This window comes from Streptococcus suis, from assembly GCF_029616525.1.
Classification (GTDB): Bacteria; Bacillota; Bacilli; order Lactobacillales; family Streptococcaceae; genus Streptococcus; species Streptococcus suis_AF.
In genome coordinates this window covers 68,721-91,596 of record NZ_JANFME010000006.1, presented here as the reverse complement: position 1 = coordinate 91,596, position 22,876 = coordinate 68,721, and the positions used below count along the sequence as shown (strand labels likewise).

The following is a 22,876-nucleotide window of genomic DNA, read 5'->3' as shown; positions in this document are numbered from 1 at the left end:
AAAAAACGGATTTTGATTGCTTTGAACATAAAGAAAGAGAGAACGAAGTTCGTCATCTCTAGGTGTTAGCTTTTCATCTACCCACTACAGTTGACAAAGAGCCTGAAGAAGATGGAGCTAATGTTTCCTCTTCTTTTTTCTATCAAAATATTAGAAAATATGGTATAATAAAGGGTATTCGTTAGAATGATTTTTGCTCTAAAAATATGTTTCGCTTTTATCCAGATGGATTGGCTTTTCTATTTTTAAGGAGCAACAAATAGAAAATAAGGAAAAGAAATGACAGAAGAAATCAAAGATTTACAAGAGAAGGCTCAAGAATATGATGCCAGTCAGATTCAAGTCTTGGAAGGTCTTGAAGCTGTTCGAATGCGTCCAGGGATGTATATCGGCTCAACATCTAAAGAAGGTCTCCATCACTTGGTTTGGGAAATTGTCGACAATTCAATCGATGAGGCGCTGGCTGGTTTTGCGGATAAAATTGAAGTTTATATTGAGCCAGATAACTCCATCACGGTTATTGATAATGGACGTGGGATTCCGGTAGATATTCAGGAAAAAACTGGTCGTCCAGCGGTAGAAACTGTCTTTACAGTGCTCCATGCAGGTGGTAAATTTGGCGGAGGCGGTTATAAGGTCTCAGGTGGATTGCACGGCGTAGGTTCATCAGTCGTAAACGCCCTATCTACTCAGCTAGACGTCCATGTCTACAAAAATGGTCAGGTATATTTCCAAGAGTATAAACGAGGTGAAGTCGTTGCAGATTTGGAGGTTGTTGGAGAAACAGACCGTTCTGGTACAACGGTACATTTTACACCTGATCCAGAAATTTTTACTGAGACGACTGAGTTCGACTTTGCAAAATTAAATAAGCGGATCCAAGAATTGGCCTTCCTAAATCGTGGTTTAAATCTCTCTATTACGGACAAACGTGAGGGAGTAGAGCAAACAAAGGAATACCACTATGAAGGTGGTATTGCTTCCTACGTTGAGTATCTTAATGAGAACAAGGATGTCATTTTTGAGACCCCTATCTATACAGAAGGTGAAATGGATGATATTACCGTTGAGGTTGCCATGCAATATACGACGAGTTATCATGAAAACGTAGTTAGTTTTGCCAACAATATTCACACACATGAAGGTGGTACCCATGAGCAAGGATTCCGTACAGCTCTGACACGTGTTATCAACGACTACGCCAAGAAAAATAAAATTCTCAAAGAAAATGAGGATAATTTGACTGGTGAGGATGTGCGTGAAGGCTTGACAGCGGTCATTTCTGTTAAGCACCCAGGTCCTCAATTTGAGGGACAAACTAAGACAAAACTTGGGAATAGTGAAGTGGTCAAAATTACCAACCGCCTTTTCTCTGATGCCTTTGCAGAATTTCTTTTGGAAAATCCCCAGATTGCTAGACGGATTGTTGAAAAAGGGATCTTGGCAAGCAAGGCTCGTATTGCTGCTAAGCGTGCGCGTGAGGTAACTCGTAAGAAATCGGGTCTTGAGATTTCAAACCTCCCAGGTAAGTTAGCAGACTGTTCCTCAAATGATGCAACGAAGACAGAGCTTTTCATCGTTGAGGGGGACTCAGCCGGTGGTTCAGCTAAATCCGGTCGCGACCGTGAATTTCAGGCTATTTTACCGATTCGTGGTAAGATTTTGAACGTAGAAAAAGCCAGCATGGACAAGATTTTGGCCAACGAAGAAATCCGTAGTCTATTTACAGCTATGGGAACTGGCTTTGGTGCTGATTTCGACGTTAGCAAGGCACGTTATCAAAAATTAGTCATTATGACAGATGCCGATGTCGATGGTGCCCATATTCGGACACTCCTTCTGACATTATTTTACCGCTACATGCGTCCTGTTGTAGAAGCGGGATACGTATATATCGCTCAACCACCTATTTACGGTATCAAGGTTGGAAGTGAGATAAAAGAATATATTCAACCTGGGGTTAATCAAGAGCAAGAATTGCAAGATGCCTTAGAAAGACATAGTACGGGACGGTCCAAGCCAACGATCCAACGTTACAAAGGTTTGGGAGAAATGGATGATCATCAGTTGTGGGAAACTACGATGAATCCTGAAAATCGTCTCATGGCACGCGTTTCAGTTGATGATGCGGCAGAAGCCGATAAGATTTTTGACATGTTAATGGGGGATAAGGTTGAACCTCGTCGAGAGTTTATCGAGGAAAATGCTGTTTATTCAACATTGGATGTCTAAAAACTAAAAAAACAAGTGCATATACTAGAGATTTATGGTATAATTAAGCGATATTTTCTAGTAATTACTATGAGCCAAGGAGATTTACATGCCTACAGGAACAATCATCTTAATCGTTTCGATTGTTATTATTTTAATCATTGCCTATGTAGCTTGCCTGATTGTTCGTAAACGAAATGACAACCTTTTGGTTGCATTGGAAGAACGTAAGGAAGAGCTATTTAACCTTCCAGTTAATGAAGAAGTCGAAGCTGTCAAAGCACTTCATTTGATTGGTCAAAGTCAGGTATCATTCCGTGAATGGAATCAAAAATGGGTTGATTTGTCGCTCAATTCATTTGCCGACATTGAAAATCATATCTTTGAGGCAGAAGGATATAACAATGCCTTTCGCTTTGTGAGTGCAAAGAATGCTATCGACAGTATCGAAAGCCAAATTGATTTAATTGAAGAAGACATTGCCTCTATCCGTCATGGTTTGATGGAGTTGAAGGAGCAAGAAGAGAAAAACTCTGGTCGCGTAAAACATGCGTTAAACTTGTTCGATAGTTTACAGGAAGCTGTTCGTGAAAATGCAGATAGCTACGGTGAGACACTACCAGAACTTGAGAAACAATTGAAAAATATTGAAGTTGAGTTTTCTGAATTTGTGATGCTCAATTCGTCTGGTGACCCGATTGAAGCTTCTGAAATCCTTGATAAGACTGAAGAGCATATGATTGCCCTCAATCAAATCATGGATCGTATTCCAAGTTTGATTGAACGAGTTACAAAAGATTTCCCAGAGCAATTGGAAGATTTGGAGTCGGGTTATCGTAAACTGGTTGAGCAGAATTATTTGTTCACAGAAGCTAACATCGAGTCACAGTTCCAAAATATTCGCGTTTCAATTCGTGAAAATACTGCTTTGATTGTTTCCTTTGATTTGGATGCCGCAGAAGCTGAAAATGAGGGAATTCAAGCAAAAATTGATCATTTGTATAAAGTCTTCAATCGTGAAATCGAAGCGAATAAGGAAGCTGTTAAGATTAGTAAAAACTTGCCAAAATTCTTGGAGCATGTTGTCCAAAATACACAGCTCTTGGATGAGGAAAGCCAACGCCTAAATGCAACTTACTTGCTGGCAGATAGCAAACTTTCACGGATCAATCAGCTTAAAGCTCGTTTGGAATCGATTGAAATTGTTGTTACAGAAAGTGTGGAAGACATTGAAAATCCACAAGTTGCATATTCTATTTTGGAAGAGCGTTTGGACCATTCATTGGCAAGCTTGAAAGAAATCGAAGAGGAGCAGCTTGTTTTAGCTGACTATCTTAAATCACAAGAATTGTCAGAGAACACAGCGCGTAAGAAAGCTACACTTTATATCAACAAATTGCATACCCTTAAGCGTTATATGGAAAAACGCAACCTTCCAGGAATTCCAGCTGAATTTTTAACAAACTTCTTTAGAACGAGCGATCATGTGGAAGCCTTGATTGCTGAGTTAGACTATAAACGAATCAATATCGAAGTTGTTAACCGTTTGTTGGAAAATGCAACGTATGATGTGAATCAATTGGAAGAGTTGGCGTATTTGATTGTGCAAAATGCGACTTTAACAGAGCAGTTGCTACAATACTCTAACCGTTATCGTTCATTCGATGAAAGTGTGCAAAAAGCATTCAACCGTTCATTATCAATTTTTGAAAAGGATTTTGATTACCAAGCAGCATTTGAAGAAATTTCATTTGCTCTGGAAACAGTTGAACCTGGTGTAACAGAGCGTTTTGTACGTTCATACGAAAAAACTCGCGAAGCCATTCGCTACTAGATAAAAAGCCATTTGGCTTTTTATTTTTATACTTTGAAAGGAATATTGGAGATGACAACTGGATTATTAGTTATGGATGTTGATTCAACATTAATTTTGGAAGAAGGAATAGATTTACTTGGAGAAGAGGCCGGTTTAGGAGCGCAAGTTGCAGCAATTACCGAACGTGCTATGCGTGGGGAATTGGATTTTGAAGAAGCCTTACGTGAACGTGTGGCGTTGTTAAAGGGATTGCCTGTTTCTGTGTTTGATCGAATTATCAAAAAAATCCACTTTACACCTGGAGCAGCAGAATTAGTCTCAGAATTAAAAATGCGAGGCTATAAGGTAGCAGTAGTTTCAGGCGGGTTTCATGAAACAGTCGATCGACTAGCTGCACAGTTAGAGTTAGATTATGTTCGGGCTAATCGATTAGAAGTAGTAGATGGAGTATTGACGGGACAAGTATTGGGTGAAATTGTAACGAAAGATACTAAAAAAGCATGTTTAGAAGAATGGGCGACAGAAAATGGGCTGAGTCTATCTCAAACGATTGCTATGGGGGATGGAGCAAATGATCTACCAATGATTCAACGAGCAGGAATTGGAGTAGCTTTCTGTGCTAAACCGATTGTCCAAGAACAGGCACCCTACCAAATAAATGAAAAAAATCTCTATAAACTAATAGAGATTTTAGATAGTAAATAACGAGAAGTCAGCTGAGTGCTGACTTTTCTTCTATTCTGTTGTCAGTAAAACCCTTTTCAAATCTTGGACGGTTTCAACTATCATGGTAGCCCCAGCCTTTTCAAATTCCTGTTTGCTCCCATAGCCGTAAAGAACACCGATGGCGGGAAGTTGGTGCCTGCGTGCTCCTTCAATGTCATGTTCCCTATCTCCGATCATCACAGCATGTCTTGGAAATGCTTCTAATTGATTTATAGCATAGCCGATGACGTCCGCCTTACTGATGCGACTACTATCCAGACTAGCACCGGCAATGACATCAAAGTAGTGTGCGATATCAAAATGTTCTAGAATCTGTTTGGCAAATATTTCTGGCTTTGAGGTAGCAATTACTAGTGTTTTTCCAACCGTTCTCAATTCTTCAAGCAGAGGGATGATTCCAGGATAGAGTTGATTTTCAAACATTCCTTTTTCTTTAAAATAGACACGGAAAGCATCAACTGCACTTTGTGTATCTTCAGGGCTGAGTTGGTAGAATCGTAAAAAAGATTCATAGAGTGGCGGGCCGATGAATCGGTTTAAATTGGCTGTATCTGGTTCTTCGATTCCCATTTTTTCTAGTGCGTAGGCGACGGAGTTTAAGATACCTTGTCCAGAATCAGTAAGTGTTCCATCTAAGTCAAATAATATAGTTTGATACATACTTATCTCCTTTCTTTCAGTATAACACAGACGATGAAAAACAGAAAAGATTTATTGAAAGCTGAATAGGAGCGTGATATACTAATAATATAAAGGAGGTTAGTACTATGCATATTCTCATTGCTCCGGATTCATTTAAAGAGTCTCTTTCAGCTACAAAGGTTGCTGAAGCGATTAAAAAAGGATTTTCTAAAGTTTACCCACAAGCAGGGTATGACTTAATTCCCCTAGGAGATGGTGGCGAAGGGACAGTTGAGAGTCTAATGCAGGCCTTATCCTTGGATGTAACCCAGACTTGGGTGACAGGTCCATTTGGAGATAAAATTAAGGTTTCCTATGCGGTTAAAGATGATCTTGCGGTTTTTGAAATGGCTGAGATTGTAGGGCTGGCAAGTATCCCGCATGAAAGAAGGAGTCCTCTCTTTATTAAGACACAAGGGGCTGGGGAGCTGATTGTGGAGCTCGTTCAAAATGGTATTAAACGCATATTTATAGGAGTAGGTGGCTCTGCCAGTCATGATGGTGGTATCGGAATGGCGGCAGGTTTAGGAGTGAAATTTTATAATCGAGAGGGAAAAGAAGTAGAGGCAATTGGAGCTCATATCGGGGAGATTGTAAGCTTTTCCACAGAGGATATGTTGGTAGATCTATCTCAGGTCAGGATTGATTTGGTAACGGATGTGGAGAATCCGCTTTGCGGACCAGCGGGTGCCACATTTGTTTTTGCAGGTCAGAAAGGTCTAGCCTCTGCTGAATTTGAACTAGTAGACAAGAAAATGGAGTCCTTTTATAAATTGGTTAATCCAATGCTACTCGATTTAGCAGGAGCGGGTGCTGGAGGAGGTATGGCAGCAGGTCTAGTCCAATTTGCTGGTGCTCGCATTCAAAAAGGCATCGACTTTGTCTTGGATCAGTTGGACTTTGATCATCTCGTCGCAAAAGCGGATCTGGTTGTGGTCGGAGAAGGGCGGATGGATGCCCAAAGCTTATCAGGGAAGACTCCGATAGGAGTAGCTAGACGTACGCCGACTGGGATTCCCATCATTGCAATTTGTGGTAGCCTCAAAGACGATCTTCCCGAGTTTCCTTTTGAAAATATCTGTGCCGCTTTTCCGATAATTGCAAGCGTTGAAAGTTTGGAGGACACGCTTCAAAAAGCAGAAAAAAACCTGGTCCGCACGGCAGAGCAGGTGGCAAGAATTCTTCAGTTAGGAGGTCAACAAAGATGGAATTAGTGAAATATGTGGCTATTATCTTATTTATTTTTATTTGTCTTGCAAAGCTAGTATCCGTTATGAGACTTTCCGAAAAAGAAAGAGGAATGGAAATGAATGTAATAAAGGCAAATGGAGCAATGTTCTTTTTCAATGAAAAAAATGAAAGAGGCAGATTGCTAGGAATCCTTTGTCTAACCTGTATTATTTTTAGTTTAATATTTATACTGCTTTATCGATAAATAAGTCTAACCAAATAATTTTTTCCAGAAGGAAGGTTTTGCATCTTCCTTTTTTTCTTCTGGTTTTGAGATAAGATTTGGAAATATGGATTCTAAGCTAACTTCTTCATTATCCACAGCGTGATTTGTGTGAAAGACAAGTGCGTAGGGAGACTGTCCTATTTTTTCATCGATGATAGCGGTAGTAATACCGAAGTTCTGAGCAATTTTTAGTAGTGAAATTTGTTGCTTGTCAGACAGGGCTGGCGAGAGTTTGAGGAATAGAGGAGAGTAGCTGTTTGCTAGTTTTTGGCAAATTGTATCGAACTTATTTCCGACGACTTCACTACTCAAATCGTCAAAGGAAACGAGCAGGACAACCCGTTCGCGATAGGTTCCCATGTATAGACGTTGTTCATCTGGATTCAATCGTGTTTCGCCAGAGGCTTTCTGTAGTATGGTAGTATTTAGATCGTTCATGATTTCAGTATAACATACTCAGTTAACTTTGAAAAGGAAGGCGTTTACATTATTTCTTTCAGTAAAATAACCTGTTTTTTCTTGAAAAATCCCTTCTTTTAGGGTATGATAGCTATGTAACAATTTTAAACTCAAAGGAGAGTAATATAATGTCAATTATTACTGATGTTTACGCTCGCGAAGTCCTTGACTCACGCGGTAACCCTACACTTGAAGTTGAAGTTTATACTGAATCAGGTGCTTTCGGACGTGGTATGGTTCCTTCAGGAGCTTCTACTGGTGAGCACGAAGCAGTTGAGCTTCGCGACGGTGACAAATCTCGTTACCTTGGTCTTGGTACTCAAAAAGCTGTTGACAACGTGAACAACGTGATTGCTGACGCTATCATCGGTTTTGACGTTCGTGATCAACAAGCTATCGACCGCGCTATGATCGCTCTTGACGGTACTCCTAACAAAGGTAAATTGGGTGCAAACGCAATCCTCGGTGTTTCTATCGCTGTTGCGCGTGCTGCTGCTGACTACCTTGAAGTGCCACTTTACACTTACCTTGGTGGATTCAACACTAAAGTATTGCCAACTCCAATGATGAACATCATCAACGGTGGTTCTCACTCAGACGCTCCAATCGCTTTCCAAGAATTCATGATCTTGCCAGTTGGCGCTCCTTCATTCAAAGAAGGTCTTCGTTGGGGTGCTGAAGTATTCCACGCTTTGAAGAAAATCTTGAAAGCTCGTGGTTTGGTAACAGCTGTTGGTGACGAAGGTGGTTTCGCTCCTAAGTTCGAAGGAACTGAAGACGGTGTTGAAACAATCATCGAAGCTATCGAAGCTGCTGGTTACGAAGCTGGTGAAAACGGCATCATGATCGGTTTCGACTGTGCGTCATCTGAGTTCTACGATAAAGAGCGTAAAGTTTACGACTACACTAAATTCGAAGGCGAAGGCGCTGCTGTTCGTACATCTGCAGAGCAAATCGACTACCTTGAAGAATTGGTTAACAAATACCCAATCATCACTATCGAAGATGGTATGGATGAAAACGACTGGGATGGCTGGAAAGCTCTTACTGAGCGTCTTGGCAAACGCGTTCAATTGGTTGGTGACGACTTCTTCGTAACAAACACTGACTACCTTGCACGTGGTATCAAAGAAGGTGCTGCTAACTCAATCCTTATCAAAGTTAACCAAATCGGTACTCTTACTGAAACATTTGAAGCTATCGAAATGGCTAAAGAAGCTGGCTACACTGCCGTTGTATCACACCGTTCAGGTGAAACTGAAGATTCAACAATCGCTGACATCGCAGTTGCAACTAACGCAGGCCAAATCAAGACTGGTTCATTGTCACGTACAGACCGTATCGCTAAATACAACCAATTGCTTCGTATCGAAGATCAACTTGGTGAAGTTGCAGTCTACAAAGGCTTGAACTCATTCTACAACTTGAAAAAATAAATTAGTACAGTGTACTAATTTATCCCCGAGCTAGCATAGCGAGGGTTATAGTAAGAACAAGTCCGAAAATTTTCGGACTTGTTTTTCAATGTCTGGGAGACTGTTTTATCCCCGAGCTAGAATAGCGAAGGTTATAATAAGAACAAGTCTGGAAATTTCCAGACTTGTTTTTCGTAGTACAGTGTACTAATTTATCCCCAAGCTAGCATAGCGAGGGTTATAGTAAGAACAAGTCCGAAAATTTTCGGACTTGTTCTTCAATGTCTGGGAGACTGTTTTATCCCTGAGCTAGAATAGCGAGGGATTAGTAAAACTCTCTAGGTTTTCCTATGGAGTTTTCTTTGCCTGGATATTGATAAAATGTTATTCTAAAAAGGTAGATTAACTTAAGTATTCTCATTTTGAAAAGAGATGGAGAGCGGGATGATAGAGTGGATATTTTTTGATTTGGGTTCGACGCTTTTAGATGAAGAGGCTGCTTATGGTTATTATATAGACAAGTGTGTGAAGAAGTTAGAGTCTCTGGATATAGAGGTTTCATCAGATTCTTATAAAAAGAAAATGGTGGAGTATGCTCATAAGTCGCTGGATCCCATTCGTGCGACCTGGCACTATTTTGCACCGACCGAGCCACGTCCTTTATGGACAAATGAGGGTGTGAGCCTGTATCCTGAAACAATAGATGTTCTAGAGAAGTTATCACAAAACTATCGATTGGGGATTATTGCCAATCAGTCTAGTAGTATTAGAGAACTACTTAAAGAGTGGAGAATTGAGTCTTATTTTCAACTCATCATCCTCTCTGAAGAGGTTGGTTTATCTAAACCAAATACAGCTATTTTCACACTTGCCTTGCAAAAAACAAATATCCCTGTAGATAGAGTTGTCTATGTCGGGGATAGGTATGATAATGATATTCTGCCTGCTAAATCTTTGGGAATGTGGACTGTACGGATACTGACAGGTTTTGGAAAGCATGCCAGTGAAAATGAAAAATTGAAGAGCGATTGGGTAATTCCTTCATTGCAAGAGATAACAAATATTTTTGAACAAACAAAAAAACTAGACTGAACATTCTCAGCCTAGTTTTTACATGTATTAGAACAAGCCTTTAACTTTATCTAAAAGACCGTTAACACCTTCAGAACCTGATAACAAGCCTTTTGCTTGTTCCAAGTATTCACCGAATTGGTCCTTGTTTTCTTCGATAAATTGTTTTGCACCATCAAAGTCTTTGTTTGCAATCAATTCTTTTACTTGGTTAAAAAGATCTACTGGATTCATGTTGAAATCACCTCCTATGAGACTATTAAACCAAAACTGGACGGATTTCACAACTGAAACGACTTATAAAAATGTAACGCAAACTGCTTCAGGAACATAGAAATCGTGTGAAAGCTCAGTCAAACAGCCATTTTTGGCATCTCTCTCAAATACAGTTGCATTGTCAGAATCTTGATGGACAACAATCAAATGCTTTTCATCAGGACTAAGCGTGAAATCGCGAGGAATTTTTCCATTTGTTGGGACGATCTCAACTAATTCTAAGCTGGCATCAGCAAGCGTTTTGTAGACTGCGATAGAGTCGTTTCCGCGGTTGGATCCATAAATAAATTTACCATCCTTTGTGATGCGAATAGCGGCAGTACCGTTGAAACCAGTATGGTCTTCTGGGAGAGTAGAGACAGTTTGTAGGTGTTCAAATTGTCCCCAGCCGTCATAGATAAGCACCTCAATAGTTGAATTGAGTTCACAGATGAGATAGGCGATTTTTGCGACAGGATGGAAGACAATGTGACGTGGACCACTTCCTGGCGCAGCCTGATAGGTTGCGATTTTCTCTACTTTTCCTTGGTCAGATACCTTATAGGTTACCACTTGATCACATCCTAAATCACAGGTTACTAAAAATTTATCGGGCGTCAAATCAGAAAAGTGAACGTGGGCGGAAGCTTGGTTTTCGTGCGGTCCAGATCCTTCGTGTTGAGCGACATCAGCTAATTCTAGAGAACCATCCGCCAAACGTTTATAAACAAGTAGTTGCCCTTTGTGGAAATTGGAGCCATAAACTAAATCTCTTGTTTCATCGACAGCGACATAGCAAAGTGGTGCGCCCTCTGATACAACATGGTTGAGTAGAGTATAATCGGCATTAAAGGCAGCGATACCTCCTAGACCATTTTCAGCGCCGACGGAGTATAGATGTCCGGCCTTATCAAAGGCAAGGTAGGTAGGGTTAGGTTCTTCAGTGACCAATTCTAGATTGCTAAGTTGGCCTGTTTCAGAGTCAAAATTTGCTTTATAAATTCCTTTTGATTCACGTTTTGTGTAGGTACCGAAATAGATAGTCATAGGATTCTCCTTTTTGGAAATGATTGATAAAATTATACCATGTTTTTCTGAGAAAGTCGTATAAATTCTGTAGTTGATTTTTACAAAAATCCTTTCTCCATGTTACAATAGAAAAAAAGACTAGGAGTGTATTAGATGGAGGATAAGCATCAAAAATTTAGTCTGACTTGGTTTTTCCGCTTGTTTTTAAATAGCCAAGCGGTGACATTTTTATTAGTAACCTTGCTGACTTTTTTAACTATATTTATTTTTAGTAAAATTAGTTTTTTATTCAGACCAATAGGAAGCTTTTTAGAAATAGTATTGTTACCGATGATTTTAACAGGTCTTTTGTATTACCTATTAAATCCGATGGTTGACTGGATGGAAAAGCATAAAATTTCTCGTACAGTTGGTATTTCCATTCTCTTTGTTTTAATCAGTCTTCTCATTATCTGGGGACTGGCGGTGGCAATTCCGAGTATTCAAGAGCAAGTGACATCTTTTGCGCAAAATCTTCCTTCGAATATCCAGAAAATCGAAGGACAGGTAACTGGGCTCCTACAGGATCAGCGCTTTGAACAATTTAGACCAACAGCTCTGGAGATGTTAAATAAGGTCAATGATCAGATCGTTGCCTATGCTCAGAAGTTTTCTTCAAGTGCTGTGAATTGGGCAAGTAATTTGATTTCAACCGCCTCACAGATTATTGTTGCTATTTTGATTATGCCCTTTATTCTCTTTTATCTGTTACGGGATGGTCAGTATTTGAATAAACACATTACCCAATATCTACCAACCAAGTGGAGAGAACCGATTGGAACAGTGCTATCAGATGTGAATGGGCAATTGTCAAACTATGTTCGTGGTCAGGTGACCGTTGCGATTATTGTTGCCCTGATGTTTTCAGTGATGTTCTCAATCATTGGTCTTAGCTATCCAATAACTTTGGGGGTGATGGCTGGTTTCCTCAATCTAATTCCGTATTTGGGTTCTTTCTTGGCCATGATTCCAGCTGTTATTTTAGGATTGATTGCTGGTCCAATCATGCTTATAAAGGTTTTAGTAGTCTTTATGATTGAGCAGACTATAGAAGGTCGTTTTGTGACACCATTGATTATCGGAAGCTCCCTAAGTATTCATCCGATTACCATTTTATTTGTATTATTGACAGCTGGTCAGATGTACGGTGTCCTAGGAGTTCTTCTGGGAATTCCAATATATGCCTCTATTAAGGTTTTAGTGAAAGCGGCATTTGAATGGTACAAGGCACATAGTGGTTTGTATGAAGATGAAGAAAATGAGGTTGTGAATGAACAATAGTGAAAAAATGTTGGTTTGTTTGGATCAACAGGATTTAGACAAGGCAGATAAGTATTTCAAGCGCGCCTTGGCGCAAGATGATAGCGAAACACTTTTGTCCTTGGCAGCCTATTTAGAAGGCATTGGTTTTTTCCCACAGGCTAGACAAATCTATGAACAGGTCAAAGAAGAATTTCCCGAAGTACTGATCAATCTTGCCCAAATAGCATTTGAAGATGGCTTGGTTGAAGAATCTTTCGGATACTTGGAGGAAATTTCGGAAGACAGTTCTGTCTATTTGGAAGCCTTGTTGGTTAAGGCGGACCTGTATCAGGCAGAAGGCTTGTCGGATGTGGCGCGTGAAAAATTGTTAGAAGCAAGTCACTTATCAGATGAACCCATCATCCTCTTTGGCTTAGCAGAATTGGATATGGAACTGGAGCTTTTTAATGAGGCTATTTCCTACTATGCCCAGCTGGATAATCGTGAAATCTACGAATTAACGGGAGTTTCTACCTATCAGCGAATTGGTATTGCCTATGCAAGTTTAGGGAAATTTGAAGCGGCCATTGAATTTTTGGAAAAAGCTGTTGAGTTGGAATACGATGACCAGACGGTTTTTGAGTTAGCAGCTCTGCTATTTGAACGAGAAGAATATCAAAAGGCCAATCTCTATTTCAAGCAGTTGGATACCATCAATCCTGATTTTGAGGGCTATGAATATGCCTATGCTCAGTCGCTTCATGCCGAGCATAAGATTGATGATGCCTTGGCTATGACTCAAAAAGGCCTGGCTAAAAATGACTTTGATGCCAATCTCTTGCTTCAGGCTTCACAGTATGCCTATGAATTGCATGACGAGGCGGGGGCAGAAGATTATCTTCTACGGGCAAAAGAGGTAGCAGATGATAGTAACGAACTAGCTCTGCGCTTGTCCAATCTGTATCTTGAGCAGGAACGATTTGAAGAGGTTGTGGCTTTATTTGATGAAGAAGTAGATAACGTTCTAGCTCGCTGGAATATGGCCAAAGCCTATCAAGCTCTAGAAAGAGATGATGAAGCTATTGCGCTTTACGATGAATTGGCTGGAGAATTGGCTGAGAATCCTGAATTTTTGGCTGATTACGTAGCGGTTTTACGTCAACTTGGTCGTTTGGATGAGGCAAAAGAGCAAGCTAGTCGTTATATCCAATTGGTGCCAGACGATTTAGCCATGCAAGAATTTTTGAATGAAGAGTAGGTTATGCAAGTAAATCGATTATTTCAATACAATACCTTAGGTGCCTTAATGGCTGGACTGTATGGCGGCTCCTTGACGGTTGGCGAATTGCTGGAACATGGTGATTTAGGCTTGGGAACTCTGGATTCCATTGATGGTGAGCTGATTGTCCTGGATGGAAAGGCTTATCAGGCCAAGGGGGCAGGGGAGAAACCAGAAGTGGTTGAAGTTCCTGCTGATATGAAGGTTCCCTATGCAGCGGTTATTTTTCATGAAGCAGAAGTGATTTTCAAACAACGCTTTGAAATGACTAGCGATGAATTGCACCAGCGAATTGAATCCTATTATGATGGGGAGAATCTTTTTCGCTCCATCAAAATAAAAGGTACATTTTCACGGATGCATGTCCGCATGATTCCAAAATCGGCTTCTGATGTCCGTTTTGCGGAGGTGGCAAGTCGCCAGCCTGAGTATACCGCTGAGAATATTTCAGGCACCATTGTTGGTATTTGGACGCCAGAGATTTTCCATGGTGTCAGTGTGGCTGGCTATCATCTGCATTTTATTTCGGATGATTTGACATTTGGTGGTCATGTCATGGACTATGTTATCTCAGAAGGAATGGTGGAAGTGGGACCAGTAGATCAACTGGATCAACGCTTCCCAGTCCAAGACCGCCAATATCTTTTTGCTAAGTTCAACGCTAAGCAAGTTAGAGAAGATATTGATAAGGCGGAGTAGGTTTCAATACAGAAAAATCCATGAACTAGATTTTCATGGATTTTATTTTGTCTTCAGTTGGGGTGACACGGAGCGTTTTCTGACCTCGGTAGGTCACAAAGCCTGGTTTGCCACCTGTTGGCTTATGGAGTTTTTTGGCTTCAATCATATCGACTTGAACCAAGTTAGAATGTCTAGCCTTGGAGAAGTAGGCAGCCAACTCCGCCGCATCGGTCTTGACCTCGTCGCTTGGGTCCAAGTTATCTGTGATAACCACATGACTGCCTGGAATGTCTTTGGCATGGAACCAGAGTTCGCCTTTTTTGGCCATTTTGAAGGTCAACTCATCATTTTGCAAGTTATTTTTCCCAACCAGAATGATAGTCTTCCCGTCCGTCGCAAGGTAGCGTTCAGGTTTCTGACGCTTATGGATTTTCTCACGGTGGCGACGTTTGAGGTAGCCTGTTTCAATCAATTCCTCACGGATTTCATCGATTTCTGCCAGACTAGCCTGTCCCAGCATGGTGTCAACGGACTCCAGATAGATAATGGTTGCCTTGGTCTCCTCAATCAAGTTGGTCAGGTGCTTGACCGCCTCCTTGAGTTTCTGGTACTTTTTGAAATAACGTTGGGCATTCTGGCTAGGAGTAAGAGCCACGTCCAACTCAATCTCCAGTTCCTCGCCCGTATAGTAGTTGTCTAAGGTCACACTAGCCTGGTCATTTGGCACTTGATGCAGATAGGTGGTCAGGAGCTCGCCCTTTTGTCGCACCAACTCCGCCGTCTCCGTATCCGCCAATTCCTGCTCCTGCTTGACCAGTTTCTTGCGATTTTTCTCCAACTCATTGGCTACCCGCTTGATCAGCTCATTGGCCTGCTGGGCCACCCGATCCCGCTCCGCCTTGTCCTGATAGTAGAAGTCCAGCAGACTGCTCAGGCTCTCAAAGTGTGGCTGGTTTTCAGGGCTATTGGCAAATGGCAGAGCAGCATAGGATTTGTCTGTCAGGCTAGGCTGAGTTGCCTGGTCAAAAAAGGCACGGAAGTTCTTCAGGCGGTCTGACTGCAAGTGACTGGCCAATTCAGAAGCCGTATCCCGACCCAAACCTTGAAAGACCTGTTGGAGATTTTTTGGACTCAGTTCCTGAGTCGATAATATTTCAAATAATTTCTCATCAGACACCGTATAAGGATTGAGAGAATGCGTCTCCGGTGGACGAATATAGGTGGAGCCTGGCAAGATGGTTCGGTAGGAATTTTGCGAGAAACCAACGTGCTTAATGGCTTCGATAATCCGCTGCTCAGACTTATCCACCAAGATGATATTGCTGTGCTTGCCCATGATTTCCACAATCAAGGTAGCTTGGATATGGTCGCCAATCTCGTCCTTGTTGGACACCGAAAATTCTAAGATGCGGTCATTGTCCAACTGACGAATCTCCTCGATAATGGCTCCCTGCAAGTATTTCCTCAGAATCATGGTAAAGGTATTGGGCACTTTTGGATTGGTGAAGTCCGACTGGGTCAGCTGAACCCGACCGAAAACCGAATGGGCGGACAGGAGCAATTTATGGCTCTGACGGTTGCTGCGGATGTTGAGGACAATTTCCTGCTCAAAGGGCTGGTTGATTTTCTGTATCCGCCCACCTTCTAAATTGGCCCTTAACTCAGCCGTCATGTGATGTAAAAAAAATCCGTCAAAAGACATGGTGTTCCTCTTTCTAACTGGTCTAACTCTGTCTAGTATATCACACTTCGTTGATTTTTTGATGAGACTGGTAGTCCCTACTAACATAAAAAGTTTTCAGAAAATTTAATCAAAAGTATTGACAAAGTGATTTTGATGCCGTATAATCGTCTGTAATCAGAAGAAGTAGTAAAGCAGAAGTCTTCAGGGAGCCTGTGGTGCTGAGAACAGGTGGCGGAGTTTTATGAAATGGGCTGATGTGCAGAATTGTCTGTCTTCAGACTTAGGTGCACAAATGATTGTTTGGCATAGCATACTTTGCGTAGACTGTTTTGGCTGAGTACGAGGCAGGTCGACGCAGCTTATACTGGTGGTATAGCAAGGAGAGCTAACAAAGTACACAGCCAAAACAGTCACGCAAATGAACTTAAAACAATGATAGTTCGGTTGGCACACCTTACAGTGCAACTCCTTGTTAGAGGAGATGAGATATGGGAGGATTCTAGACAATTCCCATAAGTGAGGTGGCACCGTGTCATTGACGCCCTCGCAGGTTGTTTTTTCCTGCGGGGGCTTTTTACTTGTCTTCGTAGAGTGCTTTTATATTGCGTCACGTTCGGCTTGCCTAACTTGAGTTATGTCTGCGCCTCCGTTCCTAATCTAAAAGCAATCTACTTTGACAATTATTAACAAAACGAGGTAATCATGATGAAACGATGGCGATGGTGGAATAAAGTATTGATGACGTAGAAATTGGATATTGTGCATTTTTTAAAGGAGATTGGATATGTTGAAAAATAAAAATTTACTTGCTACAATTGTTGCCCTTACTGTTATGGTAGTTGCTGCTTTGTTTATGACACAGAAAGAGCAGAGCAATTCATCTACATCAACGGAGAAAGTTAAAATTGGGGTCCTCCAATTTGTGACACATGATTCACTAGATGAGATTTATAAGGGAATCAAGGCAGGCCTTAAAGAAGGTGGTTATACCACAACGGATAATTTAGAAATTGATTTTATGAATGCTGAGGGTGATCAATCCCAAGTTCAAACCATGAGTAAAAAATTGGTGGACAACGGCAATGAATTATTGATTGGTATCGCAACACCTGCTGCACAGGGATTAGCAAACGCTACGACAGAATTACCTATTATCATGGGAGCTGTGACAGATCCAGTCGGAGCCAACCTGGTGACGGATTTGAAAAATCCTGGTGGAAATATCACAGGGGTATCTGACCAAACACCAGTAGCAGACGCAGTTTCTCTCATTAAAGAAATTACACCAGACGCTAAAACTATCGGTGTCCTCTATTCTTCAAACGAAGACAATTCAAAAATTCAAGTAGCGGAATTTAAGGCAGCAGCAGAAGAAGCTGGCTATACTGTTCTTGAATATGCAGTTGCTTCTAGTAATGAAATTGCAGCGACAGTAGAGGTCGCAAGTAGTAAAGCAGATGTTCTCTTTACACCAGTAGACAACACAGTTGCCTCAGCATTTTCAACTGTCGTATCTGTGGCAAATAAAACCAAAACTCCGATTTTTACCAGCGTAGAAGATATGGTAGAAGGCGGAGGTATCGCATCTGTTACCCTTAGCCAATATGACTTGGGTGTGGCAACTGGTAAAATGGCTGCGAAAATTCTTGATGGTGCCAATCCAGCGGATACACCTGTACAAATCTTTAACGAGGGTACCGTTGTTGTCAACCAAAAAGTTGCTAAAGAATTAGGAATTACCTTGTCAGATGATGTGATTAGTAAAGCAAGCAAGGTTATCGAATAAGAGATAAGAGAAAAGGAAAAATATGATTGTATCAACAGTTTCACAGGCTCTTTTATGGGCTGTACTAGGTTTGGGAATATTCGTTACCTTTCGGATTCTGAATTTTCCTGATATGACGACAGAGGGCTCTTTCCCGCTTGGAGGAGCGGTTGCTGTTACCTTATTGACGCAAGGAGTTCATCCTATCTTGGCTACTCTAGCAGCAGTTCTTGTTGGCTGTTTGGCGGGCTTGGTCACAGGCTTGCTCTATACCAAGGGGAAAATTCCCACTCTCCTAGCTGGTATCTTGGTCATGTCTTCCTGTCACTCTGTCATTCTATTTATCATGGGTAGGGCAAATCTAGGCTTACTGAATACCAAACGTTTACAAGATTTCCTTCCTTTTTCTGAGCAAATTAATGGTCTCTTGCTAGGTCTAGGTAGCCTAGCGGTGGTGATTGGTGCCTTGATGTTCTTCCTCTATACTCGCCTTGGACAAGCCTTTATTGCAACCGGGGATAACCCAGATATGGCTCGCAGTTTTGGTATCAATACAAGTCGAATGGAGTTGCTAGGCCTTGTTCTTTCAAATGGAATCATCGCTCTTGCAGGTGCCTTGATTGCACAACAAGAAGGCTATGCGGATGTGTCGCGTGGTATTGGTGTCATTGTGGTCGGTATGGCTAGTCTGATTATCGGTGAGGTAATTTATGGTAACCTTACTATGTTAGAACGGTTCTTGGCCATTGTTGTTGGAGCGATTTTCTATCAGTTCTTAATTTTGGTGGTCATTTCTCTCGGTATCAATACCAGCTACCTCCGTATCTTCTCGGCCATGATTCTGGCAACTTGTCTCATGGTTCCTGAGTTGAAAAATAAACTTCTGAAAGGAGCCAGTCTGTCACGATGAAAGCAATTGTTGAATTAAAAAATGCCACCAAGGTGGTGACAAACGGTTTTGATGAAGAACGTGTGATTTTGGACAATGTCAATCTGACCATTTACCAGGGTGATTTTATTACCATTTTGGGTGGAAATGGGGCTGGGAAGTCAACCCTCTTTAATGTCATTGCTGGAACCCTACCCTTGACTAGTGGTTCTGTCCATATTCTCGGTGAGGACGTGACCAATTGGCCTGCAGAAAAACGTGCTAAGTATCTGGCACGTGTTTTCCAAGATCCTAAAATGGGTACAGCGCCACGGATGACGGTGGCAGAAAATCTACTGATAGCTAAGTACCGTGGCGAGGGACGTGGCTTAGTGCCACGCAGATTGGCCCAACAGACGGAAGAATTTGCCCAGCTTTTGCCGAGAGTGGGAAATGGTCTAGAAAAACATCTGGACACGCCAGCAGGGCTCTTATCAGGTGGTCAACGCCAGGCATTGAGTTTGTTGATGGCGAGTTTGAAACAGCCTGAACTTTTACTCTTGGATGAGCATACTGCAGCCCTTGACCCTAAAACCAGCCAATCCTTGATGCAATTAACGGACGAGTTGATTGAGACCAAGGGAATGACGGCCCTCATGGTCACTCACCAGATGGAAGATGCGTTGCGTCACGGTAATCGCTTGATTGTCATGAAAAATGGTCAGATTATTCAGGACCAAACGGCTGAAGAAAAATCCAAGATGAAACTGGAAGATTATTATAAGTTGTTTGATTAAGAACCTGTGTGGATAGTTCGCAACTTCCAACCAAGTTTGGTTTTGGCTAAAACTGAATCTTATATCAAACAGATCACTTGTGAATACAGGTCTAAAGTCTGGAGTAATCCAGGCTTTTATTATCCTTTGAATTTTTAGTTAAAAAGCAGTATAATATACTAAATACGTCAAGAGGTGTTGTCATGGATAAATTGGTTTTTGAAAGCTTAGCTGACTTGGGAATGGACTACACCATTGTAAAGCATCCACCAGCTCGGACAACTGAGGAAGCAGACCGTTACATTGAAGGGTTAGAAGGAGTACGGACCAAGTCCATGTTTCTGACTAATAAGAAAAAGACTGCATTTTATTTACTGATCATGGATGACCAGAAGCAGCTGGATATGGACCAGTTTCGTGATTTGGTGGGAGCAAATCGCATTCGGATGGCCTCGAGTGATAGCTTGATGGAAAAAATGCACTTGCCTGCGGGCGTGGTATCTGTTTTTGGCTTGTTACATAATGTTGATAAGGATATTCAAGTCTTTTTTGATAAAGAAATCCTTTCTGAACCCATTCTAACCTTCCACCCCAATGTTAATACGAAAACGATTTTTGTAAAGACAGAGGATGTTTTACGTTTTGTCGAAGAGATTGGCTTTTCAGCAATGATTGTTGACTTGGGGTAACAAAGATGAGAAAATGTTTAGCTATTTGTAGTCTGTTGTGTTGTCTCTTGTTGGTAGGATGTCGGACAGGAGCAGCTTATCAGGCAGAGATTGAACCGATGGAACAATCAGAATTGTATACGGAAAAAGAGATTGAAGCGGCTATTCTTGTAGTTCAAGATTACTTTGATCACCATTTTAACAGTTGTAAATTGCTGACTATCGGTTATAGTGGTGATAATGAAAAGGAATTTGATGAGTGGGCGGAGCGCTATGGTGCAGAGGAAGCTATTATCCTAACTTCGTCTTTTAAGGTTGCAGCTGAGGGGGCAGAGCCCACCTTAGAGCCTAATAGTACCCATACGGATTGGAAATGGATTTTAGTGCGGAATGCTGGTGGTAAGTGGGAACATAAGGGACATGGTTACTAATGTATATGTAGAACTTCGTTGATTTTCAGCGGAGTTTTTTGTAAATTTTCTTGAAAAAATGTATAATAGAAGCGATAGCTAAAATATAGTCTTTTAGTTTACTTTTAGTACTCGCTCCAACTATCTGGTGGATAGTTGGAGGTTGGAAATAGAGCGAACAAAGTTCGCATCAACAGCCGCAGGCATAACTCAATGCTTTCTTGTTTCTAGGCATTGACTTGAAACAGTCTATCCTCAGACTGTTTCACTCCCGCCCCCGCACAGCTCAAACTGTCTGGAAGACAGTTTGAGGTTGGAGATAAAGCGAACTTTGTTCGCAACAATCGTAATGGTTGGATTTGGAGTGTAAAACACGAATTGCTGAGATTTGCTTCGCAAATCCTATCTCCAACCTTTAACAGTCCACTGGACTGTTAAACCCAATCAACCACTGCGCTGAGATGTTGACACGAACTCTAAGAAGTGGCGCTGGGCTTTTTGCTCAGTCTCTCTTACGTCGAAGTAATAAAAGAAAAACTAAATGACGATAAATAGCAGACTGTAATTCGACTTGGAACTCCCAAGGACCGTTGGTAAGAAAAATAAAATGGACACCTGTGGGATGTCCAAAAGGAGTAAAGATGAGTACAATTAAAATTATGGCTCTTGGAGGTGTGCGGGAAAATGGAAAAAACCTGTACATTGCCGAAGTGAATGAACATATTTTTGTTTTGGATGCAGGGGCAAAGTATCCTGAGAATGAACAGTTAGGTGTGGATGTAGTCGTCCCAAATTTCGATTATTTGGAAGAAAATAAGCATCGTGTAGCAGGGGTCTTTTTATCTCACGGGCATGCAGATGCTATCGGAGCGCTTCCTTATCTCTTGGAGAAAGTGAAAGTGCCAGTCTTTGGTTCGCACTTGACTATCGAATTGGCTAAGCTACTTGTCAAGGGGAATAATGCTACTAAGAAATTCAATGATTTCCATGTTATCAATGCTGAAACTGAAATTGATTTCGGTGATTCAGTGGTATCTTTCTTTCAGACGACTCACTCTATTCCAGAGAGTTTAGGAATTGTCGTTAAGACGGATGAAGGAAGTATTGTCTACACAGGTGACTTTAAGTTTGACCAGGCGGCAGATAAGTTTTATCGTACGGATTTTGGGCGATTAGCTGAAATCGGTAACGAAGGTGTGTTGGCCCTCTTGTCAGACTCAGCAAATGCAGATAGCAATGTTCAAGTAGCTAGCATGCATGAGGCTGGGGAGGAAATTCTCAATACGATTGCTGACTGTGATGGGCGTGTTATTGTGGCAGCAGTTGCTAGCAATATTGTACGTATTCAACAGATTTTTGATGCAGCAGAATCAACTGGTCGTCGTGTCGTGTTGACAGGACATGATGTGGAAAACATTGTCCGAACAGCGATTCAATTGAAAAAACTTCGTTTGGTCAGCGAACGCTTGTTGGTAAAACCAAAGGATATGAACAAGTATGAAGACCATGAATTGATTATTTTAGAAACTGGTCGTATGGGCGAGCCGTTAAATGGATTGCGTAAAATGTCTATCGGTAGACATCGCTACGTTGAAATCAAAGAAGGTGATCTAGTTTATATTGTTACCACTCCAAGTATTTCAAAAGAAGCGGTTGTTGCTCGTGTGGAGAATTTGATTTACAAGGCTGGTGGTACCGTAAAATCTATCACAAAGAATCTTCGCGTCTCTGGGCATGGGAATGCGCGTGATTTGCAGCTCATGCTCAACATCATGAAGCCTAAATATCTTTTCCCAGTTCAAGGGGAGTATCGTCAATTGGATGCTCACGCTAAGGCTGCGCTTGAAATCGGTATGTATCCAGAAAACATTATCATCGTTAAGCGTGGGGATGTCATGGCTTTTGAAGAGGGGGATTTTGTCCATAGCGGAGCGGTTCCTGCTGGTGATGTCATGATTGACGGAAATGCCATGGGCGATGTTGGAAATATCGTCCTTCGTGACCGTAAGATCCTCTCAGAAGACGGTATCTTTATCGTGGCTATCACTGTCAACCGCCGTGAGAAAAAAATCATTTCTAAAGCCAAGGTCAATACTCGTGGTTTTGTCTACGTGAAAAAGAGCAAGGACATCTTGCGTGAGGCATCAGAATTGGTGAATACAACGGTGGAAAATTATTTTACAAAAGATAGCTTTGACTGGGCAGAGCTTAAGAGTGCTGTTCGCGATGATTTAGCAAAATTCCTCTTTGACCAAACTAAACGTCGCCCAGCTATTTTGCCGGTAATTATGGAAGTCAAGTAAGCTGATTATATACATAAGAAGAGCCGAGGGAAACTCTGGCTC

Annotated in this window: 21 protein-coding genes; 16 read left to right on the top strand and 5 right to left on the bottom strand. The window is 41.5% G+C overall.

The features are described from left to right. Positions 1 to 279 precede the first annotated feature (279 nt). The 3 genes from gyrB (at position 280) to serB (ending at position 4,732) form a co-directional block, all read left to right on the top strand. Entirely contained in the window at positions 280 to 2,232 is a 1,953-nt protein-coding gene (gyrB, locus tag NOL38_RS04245; RefSeq protein WP_002939427.1) for a DNA topoisomerase (ATP-hydrolyzing) subunit B, read from the top strand. An 88-nt stretch (positions 2,233 to 2,320) separates the two neighbouring features. Further along, positions 2,321 to 4,045, top strand: a complete 1,725-nt coding sequence (gene ezrA / locus NOL38_RS04240; RefSeq protein ID WP_277941462.1) for a septation ring formation regulator EzrA — start codon at positions 2,321 to 2,323, stop codon at positions 4,043 to 4,045. Positions 4,046 to 4,096: 51 nt separating this feature from the next. Continuing rightward, positions 4,097 to 4,732: a phosphoserine phosphatase SerB gene (serB, locus tag NOL38_RS04235; protein ID WP_024406868.1), complete on the top strand. Its 636-nt coding sequence runs from the start codon at positions 4,097 to 4,099 to the stop codon at positions 4,730 to 4,732. A gap of 30 nt (positions 4,733 to 4,762) precedes the next feature. Here serB and NOL38_RS04230 read toward each other — a convergent pair whose 3' ends face one another. After that, a complete protein-coding gene (locus NOL38_RS04230; RefSeq protein ID WP_172064704.1) occupies positions 4,763 to 5,413 on the bottom strand; it encodes an HAD family hydrolase in 651 nt (216 codons plus the stop codon). A gap of 107 nt (positions 5,414 to 5,520) precedes the next feature. On the opposite strand from NOL38_RS04230, the gene NOL38_RS04225 reads away from it, so the two are divergent. Continuing rightward, a complete protein-coding gene (locus NOL38_RS04225; protein ID WP_277941461.1) occupies positions 5,521 to 6,648 on the top strand; it encodes a glycerate kinase family protein in 1,128 nt (375 codons plus the stop codon). Beyond that, complete coding sequence (locus NOL38_RS04220) at positions 6,639 to 6,869, top strand: hypothetical protein (protein ID WP_277941460.1); 231 nt, start codon at positions 6,639 to 6,641, stop codon at positions 6,867 to 6,869. The genes NOL38_RS04225 and NOL38_RS04220 overlap by 10 nt, the downstream gene beginning before the upstream one ends. Before the next feature lie 6 nt (positions 6,870 to 6,875). Here NOL38_RS04220 and NOL38_RS04215 read toward each other — a convergent pair whose 3' ends face one another. Then, positions 6,876 to 7,328, bottom strand: coding sequence for a DUF1694 domain-containing protein (locus NOL38_RS04215; protein ID WP_024377924.1), 453 nt, complete (start codon positions 7,326 to 7,328; stop codon positions 6,876 to 6,878). 149 nt (positions 7,329 to 7,477) lie between these two features. Between NOL38_RS04215 and eno the strand changes: the two genes are divergently transcribed. Together eno and NOL38_RS04205 are read left to right on the top strand one after the other, a co-directional pair. After that, positions 7,478 to 8,785 carry a surface-displayed alpha-enolase gene (gene eno, locus NOL38_RS04210; RefSeq protein WP_002935704.1) on the top strand — a complete coding sequence of 436 codons (1,308 nt, stop codon included), beginning with the start codon at positions 7,478 to 7,480 and terminating at the stop codon, positions 8,783 to 8,785. A gap of 423 nt (positions 8,786 to 9,208) precedes the next feature. Continuing rightward, a complete protein-coding gene (locus NOL38_RS04205; RefSeq protein WP_277941459.1) occupies positions 9,209 to 9,856 on the top strand; it encodes an HAD family hydrolase in 648 nt (215 codons plus the stop codon). A 27-nt stretch (positions 9,857 to 9,883) separates the two neighbouring features. Here the strand turns inward: NOL38_RS04205 and NOL38_RS04200 are convergent, their stop codons facing one another. Both NOL38_RS04200 and NOL38_RS04195 read right to left on the bottom strand, forming a co-directional pair. Continuing rightward, entirely contained in the window at positions 9,884 to 10,069 is a 186-nt protein-coding gene (locus tag NOL38_RS04200; protein ID WP_002935693.1) for a hypothetical protein, read from the bottom strand. Between the two features lie 63 nt (positions 10,070 to 10,132). Next, a complete protein-coding gene (locus NOL38_RS04195; RefSeq protein ID WP_277941458.1) occupies positions 10,133 to 11,137 on the bottom strand; it encodes a lactonase family protein in 1,005 nt (334 codons plus the stop codon). A gap of 135 nt (positions 11,138 to 11,272) precedes the next feature. Between NOL38_RS04195 and NOL38_RS04190 the strand changes: the two genes are divergently transcribed. Genes NOL38_RS04190 through budA form a run of 3 tightly spaced genes read left to right on the top strand, consistent with a single transcriptional unit; the run spans position 11,273 to position 14,378 of the window. Next, a complete protein-coding gene (locus NOL38_RS04190) occupies positions 11,273 to 12,439 on the top strand; it encodes an AI-2E family transporter (protein WP_012775254.1) in 1,167 nt (388 codons plus the stop codon). After that, positions 12,429 to 13,658 (top strand): tetratricopeptide repeat protein, encoded by a 1,230-nt coding sequence (locus NOL38_RS04185; protein WP_277941457.1) that lies wholly within the window; start codon positions 12,429 to 12,431, stop codon positions 13,656 to 13,658. Before NOL38_RS04190 ends, NOL38_RS04185 begins: the two co-directional genes overlap by 11 nt. A gap of 3 nt (positions 13,659 to 13,661) precedes the next feature. After that, positions 13,662 to 14,378, top strand: a complete 717-nt coding sequence (gene budA / locus NOL38_RS04180) for an acetolactate decarboxylase (RefSeq protein WP_174854792.1) — start codon at positions 13,662 to 13,664, stop codon at positions 14,376 to 14,378. Between the two features lie 25 nt (positions 14,379 to 14,403). Here budA and NOL38_RS04175 read toward each other — a convergent pair whose 3' ends face one another. After that, positions 14,404 to 16,062 carry an Rqc2 family fibronectin-binding protein gene (locus NOL38_RS04175; protein WP_277941456.1) on the bottom strand — a complete coding sequence of 553 codons (1,659 nt, stop codon included), beginning with the start codon at positions 16,060 to 16,062 and terminating at the stop codon, positions 14,404 to 14,406. Positions 16,063 to 16,828: 766 nt separating this feature from the next. Between NOL38_RS04175 and trpX the strand changes: the two genes are divergently transcribed. The 6 genes from trpX to NOL38_RS04145 all read left to right on the top strand — a co-directional run bounded on the left by trpX (position 16,829) and on the right by NOL38_RS04145 (position 22,834). Beyond that, positions 16,829 to 17,830 carry a tryptophan ABC transporter substrate-binding protein gene (gene trpX, locus NOL38_RS04170; RefSeq protein ID WP_079393921.1) on the top strand — a complete coding sequence of 334 codons (1,002 nt, stop codon included), beginning with the start codon at positions 16,829 to 16,831 and terminating at the stop codon, positions 17,828 to 17,830. A gap of 22 nt (positions 17,831 to 17,852) precedes the next feature. Continuing rightward, the gene (locus NOL38_RS04165; RefSeq protein ID WP_044686082.1) at positions 17,853 to 18,719 is read left to right on the top strand and encodes an ABC transporter permease; all 867 of its coding nucleotides are present in this window, start codon (positions 17,853 to 17,855) and stop codon (positions 18,717 to 18,719) included. After that, positions 18,716 to 19,474, top strand: coding sequence for an ABC transporter ATP-binding protein (locus tag NOL38_RS04160; RefSeq protein ID WP_002935681.1), 759 nt, complete (start codon positions 18,716 to 18,718; stop codon positions 19,472 to 19,474). Before NOL38_RS04165 ends, NOL38_RS04160 begins: the two co-directional genes overlap by 4 nt. 182 nt (positions 19,475 to 19,656) lie before the next feature. Then, positions 19,657 to 20,142 carry a prolyl-tRNA synthetase associated domain-containing protein gene (locus NOL38_RS04155; RefSeq protein ID WP_277941455.1) on the top strand — a complete coding sequence of 162 codons (486 nt, stop codon included), beginning with the start codon at positions 19,657 to 19,659 and terminating at the stop codon, positions 20,140 to 20,142. A 5-nt stretch (positions 20,143 to 20,147) separates the two neighbouring features. Next, positions 20,148 to 20,552 (top strand): hypothetical protein, encoded by a 405-nt coding sequence (locus tag NOL38_RS04150; protein WP_277941454.1) that lies wholly within the window; start codon positions 20,148 to 20,150, stop codon positions 20,550 to 20,552. Positions 20,553 to 21,172: 620 nt separating this feature from the next. Then, positions 21,173 to 22,834, top strand: a complete 1,662-nt coding sequence (locus NOL38_RS04145; RefSeq protein WP_277941453.1) for a ribonuclease J — start codon at positions 21,173 to 21,175, stop codon at positions 22,832 to 22,834. Positions 22,835 to 22,876 lie beyond the last annotated feature (42 nt).